This is a genomic window from Candidatus Paceibacterota bacterium, assembly GCA_035452965.1.
GTDB lineage: Bacteria > Verrucomicrobiota > Verrucomicrobiia > Limisphaerales > UBA8199 > UBA8199.
The window spans coordinates 247063-257287 of sequence record DAOTCE010000002.1 but is presented as its reverse complement, the minus strand read 5'-3'; the positions used below and the strand labels follow the sequence as shown (position 1 = coordinate 257287).

Annotated in this window: 1 protein-coding gene; it reads left to right on the top strand. The window is 61.6% G+C overall.

Annotation, left to right across the window (positions count from 1 at the left end; all coding sequences use genetic code 11):
* Nucleotides 1–25 precede the first annotated feature (25 nt).
* On the top strand, nt 26–10198 hold the full coding sequence (locus P5205_03000) for a S8 family serine peptidase (GenBank protein HSA09316.1): 10173 nt from the start codon (nt 26–28) through the stop codon (nt 10196–10198).
* The last annotated feature ends 27 nt before the right edge of the window (nt 10199–10225 follow it).

Sequence of the window (10225 nt, the reverse complement as noted above, 5' to 3'; positions counted from 1 at the left end):
TGATCCGCTTTAGCTATCCCTCTTTATGCGTTCGCGACCTCTACTCTGGCTGCTGCTGAGCATGCTGTGCTTCGCCGGCGCCTATTACTTCTGGCACCTGGGCAACCGGCGGGCCGCCAACCGCGCCACGCCTCCTCCCGCTCAACCCGTGCCAGGCGCCACGCAGGCCGTCACGCGCGGCCCGGCCCTCTCCCCCTTCCAACTCCTGACCCAGGCCGGCACGCTCAACTCGCCGCCGGCCGCCCAACCGCCCACCAACAATGCCGCCCGCAACACGAGCCACTTCGCCCTTCGCCTCAGCAACACCGCCGCTCCTTTGGATCAGTTGCAGCGCAGCGACCAGGCCATCCTGCTCGAAAACGCGCTGCTCGACACCACCCGGGCCACCCCGTCCATTCCCGACCATCTGCGCGCCCAGGGCGATCCTGGCACCTATTTCGTCCAGGCGCGCGGGCCGATTGACAACACCTTCCGCGCCCGGCTGCAAGCCGCCGGGGCGGTCATTGTCTCCTATATTCCAAACAACGCGTTTCTCGTGCGTGGCCCCGCCTCCGTGGCGGAGCAGTTGAAAGCCGCCCCGGAGACCCAGGCGGTCCTGCCTTACGAACCCTATTACAAACTCAAGCCCTCGCTGCTTAAGCTGGCGGTGGCGGAGGATCGCTTGCCGGACAACAGCGCGCTCAACGTGCTGCTCTTTGCCGATGCGCGCGAGACGACCCGGGCCGAGTTGGAGAAGATGGGCGCCCGGATCGTCGGCGACGAAGAGCGCTCGCCTTTTGGGCCTGTGCTCCGGGTGTTCCCTCCGGCGAACAAGCTGTCCGCGCTCGCCCGCCTGCCCGGCGTTCAGGAGGTGGAATGGGCGCTGCCGCGCGCCCCGGCCAACGACTTCAGCCGTGTGCGGATAGGCGTCGCCACCGACCCGGTTGCCACGAACAATTACCTCGGGCTGAGCGGTTCCAACGTGCTGGTGAACATCAACGACTCTGGCGTGGATGCCAGCCACCCGGATTTGAGCCCGCGCGTCCTGGGCGATACCACTAACACTCTGGTTGACCCCGACGGCCACGGCACGCATGTGGCCGGCATTATCGCCAGCAGCGGCGGCCAATCCTCCGGCGTTACCAACGCCTCGGGTCCCGAAGGTCCGTACGGCGGCACCAATAACCAGTTTCGCGGCAAGGCCCCCGCCGCCCGGCTCTTCGCCCTGCCTGTTGCGATGTCCAGCAGGCCGTCCAGCGACGGCGCGACCCTGTCGTGGCCCTCCGATGGCTACTTGCAGCAAACCGCCGCGCGGACTAACGCCTTTATCTCCAACAACAGTTGGAACTATGTCGGCCCGGACTCCCAATCCTACGACCTTCATGCCGCCAGCTACGATGCCGCGGTCCGCGACGCCCTGCCCACGGTGACGGGCTCTCAACCGCTGCTGGTGGTGTTCCCGGCCGGCAACAACGGCGGCGGCAACTCGGAAGGCACCACCGGCGTTGGAGACACGATCCAGTCGCCCGGCACCGCCAAGAACGTTATCACCGTTGGGGCCATCGAGCTGCTCCGGAATATCACCAACAGGACCTGGAAATGCACGACCGTCGACACGAACTCCAACTGCACCACCAATCAACCATGGTTGTCCGTGGCCGATGCCAATGACGAGGTCGCCGGCTTCTCCGGCCGCGGCCCGGTCGGGCGGGGCGTCGAAGGGACCTCCGGCCGGTTTAAGCCCGACCTCGTCGCCCCGGGCACCTTTGTCATTTCCACCAAGTCCGCGCAGTGGGACACCAACGCCTATTACAATCCCACCAGTCATATTATCGGCATCTACCCGAACCTGGTAGTGACCACCGACATGCTGTGGATCAGTTCAGTCTCTGTTCCCGACAATGCCGTCCAGCTTAACCTGCGTGTCCACCCAAACACCAATTCGCCGGACCCGTTCCCGAACCTGCCCATCTATGTCAAACAGTCGGACATCCCCACCAACGGCCCGGGCGGGTATGATGCCGTAGGCACCAACCAAATCTCCCTGCCTCCGGACGCCGCCTTAAACCCTGTCAACGCTGACTGGTACTTCGGCATCGGCAATGACACCGGGGAGCCTGTTCCCTTTGATTTGGTGACCGATGTTGTGGTGACCAACTTGTTGGACAACCGCCTCGAGGTATTGGCCGGGATGAACGACTCGCTAGGGCCTTACTATCGCTACGAATCCGGCACGAGCATGGCGGCGGCCGATGTCTCCGGCACCCTGGCCCTGATGCAGGAGTTCTTCGAGCAGCGGCTGGGCCGCACCAACAGCCCGGCGCTCATGAAGGCCCTGTTGATTAACGGCGCCCGCTCGGTCGGCAACCTCTACGACTTCGAGGTCGGAGCCGCCGTCAATTCCCAGGGCTGGGGCCTGCTCAACCTCCCCACCACCCTGCCGGGTTCCCTGACCAACAGCAGCGCCGCCACCAACTCGCTGGTCATGATTGACCAAAGTCCGGCTGATGCGCTGGCCACCGGCCAAAGCCGCACCTACAGAATCTCTCTCTCCCCGGAAGCCCAGGAGCAGCGCCTGCGCGTCACCCTGGTCTGGACCGATCCGCCGGGCAATCCCGTTGCCAGCACCAAGCTTGTCAACAATCTGGACCTGGTTGTCACCAACCTCGACAACACGAACCTGGTTTACTTCGGCAACGACATCACCACCGGCCACGATTACAACGAGCCCTGGCGCACCAACACGACCCCCAACATTGACACGGTGAACAACGTCGAGAATGTGTTCCTCTCCCCCGCTCTCGGCATCAGCAACAACTACTCCATTACCGTTACGGGCCGCCGCGTGAACGTCAACGCCGTCACGGCCCAGACCAACAACGTCTGCCAGGACTACGCCCTGGTCATCTCCAGCGACGATGGGCTGATCACGAATGCCATCGCTTTGAATCCCAGCATCACGCTGGCCTTCGACAATCAGCCCCTGATCACGGCGATCAGCAACAGCTTCGCCAATTCCCCGGACTTTGCCGGCGGCATGCTCTTTCATCAGCGCGTCGGCGCCAACCCGCAGTTGCTGGGCACCAACACCACTATCATCAGCAACGCCGCCAATGCCGTCCTCACGTTCGGGGTGACCAACCAATGGCATTTCTACGTTATCACCAACGACACTTCGTTCACCAACGCCGCCTTCCTCACTTTCCTGCCCGCCAACCTGGCGGATCCGCGCATGGGCGTGTTCGAACCCAGCGCGGAGCTAGCCACCCGCCCGGAGGCCGACATTGACCTGTATGTCGCGCCACCGACAGTTCCCAACTATTTCTCGCTGACGAACCTGGACCCGGCCGTCGTGGACGCCGCCACCAAATCGCTGGGCCGCGGCGGCACGGAGACAATCGTGTATTCCAATGCCACGCCCGGCGTCTATTACATCGGCGTCAAGTCCGAAGACCAGCAGGCCGCCGAATACGCGCTGGTGGGCGTTTTCAGCCGCGAGCCGTTCGGCAGCAGCAATACCAACGGCGATCTCTCGCTGCTCGGTTTCCCATCGTTTGTGGCAATCCCGGACGGGTCGCCCGAAGGTTCCACGAATGTGTTTGTGCTCGCCGTCGCCGTCCAGCAAATCCAGGTCCGCCGCGCTATCGTCACGAATATCATCAACCACGAATTGACCACCGACCTGCTCGGCAACCTCAGTCACGGGGACGATTTCGCCGTCCTTAACAACCATACTTGCGTGCTCGCCGGCGATGCCTGCCAGACCTGGACCACGTGGATTTACGACGACAGCGACGAAAATAATGTTGGTCCCGACCCGTTCCTGTTCAACTCCCATGTCCAGCATACCGATGGACCCGGGACCCTGGCGAATTTCGCCGGCAAAGAAGGGCAGGGACAATGGATGTTCTCCATGGTGGACAATTCCCTCGGCCATCTCGGCACCAATGTCGGCCTCAGGATCTTCCTCGAGCGCCAGCCTGACCTCACCGGCGAGGGCGTCACCGCCACGATTCAGGGTCGATCCTGCCGCAATGATTTCATTGACGTGCCCGCGAACGCAGTCAGCCTGACCATTACCGTCGCGGTTGTTTCCGCCACCGGACCCGTTGACTACACCATTGAACTTTGCCCGCTGAGCGGGGGGACTTGCAAGAGCACCGAGGTCACCAACACAATTGGCGGAGCAGTCACCACGGACCAGACGGATGTCCCGCCGCTGCGGGCCGGCACGTACCGGGTGCGCGTCTGCAACCGGACCGACACGCCCATCACGGTTAATATCCGCGCCGCCTTTGGCTTCTCCCTGCTCACGCTCCAGCCGGTCGCCACCCCCGACGTCAAGGAACCAGTGCCGATCCTCGACGACGCGATCACCGACGTCTTCATCACGAACAGCTTCCACCGGATCGTCTCCACAGTGGACGTCGGCTTGCTCATCCAGGATCCGCGCATCTCGGATCTGGCCATCACCCTCATCAGCCCCAGCGGCACCCGGGTTCTGCTCTTCGAGAATCGGGGCGCCGGCTCCACCAACGGCCTGGGCACCTTCAACCTCAGCACCAACTACGTGATGGAGCCGTTTTACACCAACAACTTCGACCTTGCCCCGGTCGGCCTCTACGCCCCCGGCGGGGTGTTCCAGGGCTGGAATGTGCTCAGCAACTACGTCGAGGTCCTGGACGACTTCACCTACCCGTGGCTCAGCAACCACGTCCTGGCCCTGTTCGACGGCGCGGTGTCCAACACCCTGCCCACGACCAACGCGATTCTGGTCACTAACTCGTATCCCTATACCCTCTCCTACCGGGTCAATCACCTGCCTTGGCTCAAAGGCATGGTCGCCTGGTGGCCGCTGGACTTTGACGGGGCGGACATCTTTGGCGGTTTCGATGGATTTTTGTTGGGCGACGTTGCCTTCTCCACCGGCAATGCGGGGCACTTCACGGATGACTTTGCCGGGCCGCTAAATACGATATGGCAGCCTTCCTTGCCGGCGGCTGGCGGTGGGAATGACCCTCTGCATGAGACCTACGTGGGAGCGCCGAGCTACAGCTTTACCACCATCGGCACCAATACCGTTATACGGCTGTCGAATACGTTCGGCCCTCTGCAGCGGCGTGGCTGGAGTTCAGGCACAACCTTCCAGGGGCAGGATTTCCGCTACGAGGTGCGCTTCAATACACTTAATCAGGGCCCCGGTAGCAACATAGAAGGATTGATCGAAATCTGGGTCATAGATGCGGCCAATTCGAACCGGTTCGACACCATCTGCCTCTTTGTGGGGTCCTGGGGGGCGACCCGTGACTTGTTCGCAGGCAGCAGTATTGATGGTACTCATAACCACCTCCTTTTCAACTTCCAGAATGATACCTGGTATCGGCTGGTACTGTCGGCTGCGCCTTACCAGGGCGTACGCGCTGCGCTGCTGAATGACGCTGGAACGGAGTTGGCCGGGTTCTCTTTCGCCCACGGGGCTTCGGCCTTCTCCTCTGGTTTCAAGCTCGGTCTTTCCCAGTTCGTGGGGATCCCTGGCGGGTCGGCGTCGGTGGATGTGGCGGTGGATTGGGTCCGGCTGACCAGCGGGCTGTCCGGCGAAGTCAATCAGGCTTACATTGGCGACGGCGTTGCCACCCGAATGGTCGTCCCCTACTGCCCGGAACTCGACTTGGGTATCGGTCGCGGATTGAGCATCGAAGGATGGATCAACCCGTTCGACATTGCCAGCCCGGCCCCGCTGGTGGAATGGTATGACCCGGCATATCCCACCAACCAGTCTCCGCTTGGCGTCCAGTTCTGGTTGGGGTTGACGAACGGGCCTGGCTCGCTCAGCGCCATCATTTGGGACACCAACTCCCAGCCGCATGTCATTACCACCTTGCCGAATGTGATCACCAACTCCGGCTGGCAGCACGTCGCCCTCACTTACGATACCAACAGTAACACGGCGGTTCTCTACACGAACGGGCAAAGCGCCGCGACGGCGCAATTCTCCACCAATTTCGTGCCGCGCACCGCTGGCGATCTCTATCTCGGCTACGACCCGACCTTGAAGCCGACGCCCATCAGATACAGCGACTTCAGTTCGACCGCCGGGCTGAATCTGGTCGGTAGTGCCACACAGTTGGGGAATGTGCTGCGGCTCACCCCGGCGGCAGACACAGTGTCCGGGCAGGCGTGGGCGACAATTAAACAACCCTGCGCTGCTGGCTTCGACACGCGGTTTCGGTTCCAGTACAGCAATACTGGCAGCCGCCCTGGGGTTACTCCCGGAGGAGAGGGGATAACGTTCGCCGTCCAGAACGTGGGGCCTAACACCCCACTTAACTTCGGCGGGTTGCAGGAGGGGACAAACAGCGTTAGCGTCCATTTCAACGCGTTTTGGAACTGGCCATCGTGCACTGCTGGCCCAGGTTGTGACATCAGTGGCAACTCCGTGGGGATAGTGACCAACGCTGGATATGTTAGCCAAGTGGACCTGAACCAACTAGGCATCAACCTGAAAGATGGAGCCGTACACCAGGCTCGGATCTCTTTCAACGGCGCGACGCTCTCGGTCTGGCTGGACGGGGTAATGGTGTTTACAAATGTTCCGGTGCCTATGGCAACGGCGGTAGATACGGCTGGCAACGCCTGGGTTGGATTCACCGCCGGGACCGGTTGGGCGTGGGAAGACCACGACATCCTGAGTTGGACCTTTGGCGGCCCGACGCCGGGAACCTCCTTTGGCGGCGGTCTGGATGAATTCAGCGTCTATGAGCGCGCCCTTTCGCCGTGCGAGGTCAATGCCATCTACAACGCCGGAGGTCGCGGCAAATACGGCACCAACGTCCTCGTCTGCCCTGTCGTTACCGAAGTCACCCTGTCCAATACCCCGGCCGGCATACAAGTCTTCACCTTCACCAATGGCCTCGCTTGGGCCACCAACGGACCCCATTGGGAGACCAACACGATTGCGTTCTCCACCTCCACCAATCCAACTCCCATTGTCGTGCGCGGCTCGAATCCCTACGTCTCTGGCGACGCCAATGCCCCCGACAATCTCAACGCCGTGGTAGATGATTTCGTCCTGTCGGAACTGGTCCCGCAGTCCTTCGACGGGCTGCTGCACTTCACCGAGAATACCAACCTCGCGACCATCCCGATCAAGTTTGCCCCGGCCCCCTTTACCGCCACCAACTTCCCGCCGGTCCTCATTTTCTCCAACAGTTTCCAGAATGCCACCGCCGGCGTTTACCAGGCTGGCGCCATCATCCTGGGAGGCACCAACAGCCCCGAGATCGGGACTCGGGACTGGACTGTCACCACCGGAGCGGTCACGGTCGTCAGCAACGCCTTCCTCGACCCGCTGGGAACGAACTGGCTGGCCATGGCCACCGGCGCCGTTCAGTGCCTCCTGCCGACCAGCCCCGGCCACCGCTACCAGCTCAGTTACAACCTCCGCGGCCCGTGCGCGGTCGGCTGGTGGGACGGCAGCGTGGAACCGCTCAGCCGGCGCGCCCAGGACATCCTTAGCGGCAATAACGGCGCGTTTATTAATTCCGCCACTGTCTCCGCCGACGGATACGTCAATGACGGCAATGTGTCCGATACTCTTTTCTTCCCCGGTATTCCCTGGCCGCCCACCAATTCCCCCTGGTATGCCTTTGCCCCCAAAGTTGAGCTGGGCGACCCGCTCAACCTCCATTTCACCAACTCGTTCACCATCGAGGGCTGGATAAACCCCGTCCCTTCGCACACAAACGACATCGGGGTTTCCACCTTCCAGCAAATATTCTTCCGTGGCGACTCAAGGGACTGCCTGGATCCGTATTACCTGGCTATGCAGCTTGATGACACCTGGGAATTCAATCTGGTATTCCATGTTGAAAGCGAGACTAGCCCGGGCTGCGGGGTATCGCTGGTCACGACGAATCACCCTATTAAAACCAATACCTGGCAACATATCGCCGCCGTCTTCGAATCCAATGTGCAGTGGACCAATAACGCGCCCTGGCCCACCAACCAGATGCGTCTTTTCGTGGATGGGCAGCTCCTGACCAACGTCTTCCTCTCAGACCCTGTGTTCGGGGCGATCGAGACATCTTTCACCGGGGAAAGCCCCTTCGGCAACCTCGACTCGTCCTCTCAACCCGGCATTACGATTGGCAACGTCAGCCGCTACGACAATTTCGAGCCCTTCTGCGGTTACCTGGATGAGCTATCGGTTTATGCCCGCGCCCTGACCGAGCCCGAGATCGCCGCCATTGCCGCCGCCCGCACCGCCGGCAAGTCCGATCGCTCCGTGCCCATTGGCCAAAGCCTGGCCAAGCTTAAGGTCTCCGTGGATGGCGTTGAACAGGACGTTGTTTACGGTGATAACTCGCAGTGGCGCGCGCATAGCGTGCGGTTCACCGCCCTGAATACCAACGCGGTCCTAACTCTCGAGAGCCTCCTGCCCGGCACCCTCGTGGAAGGCATTACCCTCACCGAACTGCCGCCGGAGCTCTATTATCTCCCCGAAGTCTCTCTGGCGGAATTGGCAGGCGAAGATGCTTATGGCATCTGGACGCTCGAAATCTGGGACAACCGGGCCGGCCCGGACACCAACCTCGCCCAGTTGATCGAGTGGCAACTTAACCTCGGGTTCGCCCCCAGCAACCCGCCGCCGGTCATTACCCTCACTCACGGCATCGCTTACACCAATACCCTTCCGGCCAATGGCGTCCAGTACTTCGTGGTTCCGGTGCCGCAGTGGGCGCTGCTGGCCACCAACATCCTTCACTTCGCTGCCGAGGCCCGCACCGTCAATCCCTTGCCGGTCACCGTCCTGTTCAACCAGACGAATTTCCCCACATCGGCGGACATCCCGCTGATCGGCCCGCTGGTCTCGACCGGACTGACTACCCTCGCCGACAACACCACGCCGCCGCTGGTTATCGGCCAACCCTACTATCTGGCTCTCACCAATCCCAATCCTGTCGGCGTCACTTTTGCTCTGGGGGTCTCGTTCGACATCATCACCCTCACCAACTGCCAGATGCTCGTCTCCAACGTCGTTGGTCCGGCGGGAATTCCGCGCTACTTCCAATTCGAGGTGCCAGCTGACAACACGCTTCCCGGCGCCCTGCCACCAGCGGTCTCTTTCTGGCTTCCCGGCGCCGACTGCAACCTCAAGGTCGTCTTGAGCGAGCACTTGCCGCTGCCCGACCTGAATCACTTTGACTATATCAGTCAGCAGCCCTGCACCAACGACCAGATCATCATGCTGGTCACCAACACCACCCCGTTCCCGATTCAGACCAACCGCTGGTACGTGGGTGTCTTCAACACCTCTGCTACGAACGTTGCTTTCTCTGTCCAGGCCTGCTCCGCCACCAACTACCCCACGATTATCCCGCTCACCAACGGCATCCCCTTCGTCGTGCCGACTGCGGCCAGCGCTTTCGCCGCGCCGCCCGGACCGCCCCAGTGGGTCTTCTTCGATCTCGGCATCAGCAATGCGACGTCCGGAGTTCTGTTCGAACTCTACAACCTGTCTGGCGACGCCGACCTGGTGCTGGAAAGGACGGTGCCGCCAACCATGGCGCCGTACTTCGAAGGCAGCTTCTTCTCTGGCCGCGCTCCCGAGCAAATCGTCGTCCGCACAGACCCAGCCATCCCTGCAGACGCGACCGTCTCCGACCTGCGCGGGCATTGGTATCTGGGAGTATACAACAAGGAGGACATTAACGTGGCCTATACCATCCGGGCCGTTCTCCTTGATCGCAACGGCCTGCTCCCCAGCGCTCAACCGCTGCAAGTCACGCTTACCACGCTGGCGCCTCCGCACGGTTTGCTCGTGAGCTGGAACTCTGTCGTGGGCGAGCGTTACATCGTCCAATATACGCCTAGCATTGCGACGCCCGTTATGTGGACCAATATCGGCACGATCACCGCCACCACGACCTTTACCACCTTCGAAGTCAGGCCTGTCCCGGCCGGAGGCTTCTACCGTGTCGTACAGGTCTTTGCTTTCCAGCCGAGGCTTTACATCCAGATCTGGCCCACCAACCTGGTTCGCATCTCCTGGTCAACCGTCTTCCCTGGTTACACCCTCCAGTACAAACCGGCGCTGACTGGTGGTCCCTGGGCTAACGTCCCATTCCCGCCCGCAACCGGTGTGTTCACCATTGGCGACGAGTACGTCGTCTATGATCCCATCGGCTCCAGCCCGCGGTACTACCGGCTGATAAAGTAGGAGCTTTGCGCTTGCAATTGCCATCCA

Coding starts and splice junctions, on each gene's coding strand:
- P5205_03000 (HSA09316.1), top strand. CDS start 26: ATGCGTTCGCGACCTCTACTCTGGCTGCTGCTGAGCATGCTGTGCTTC.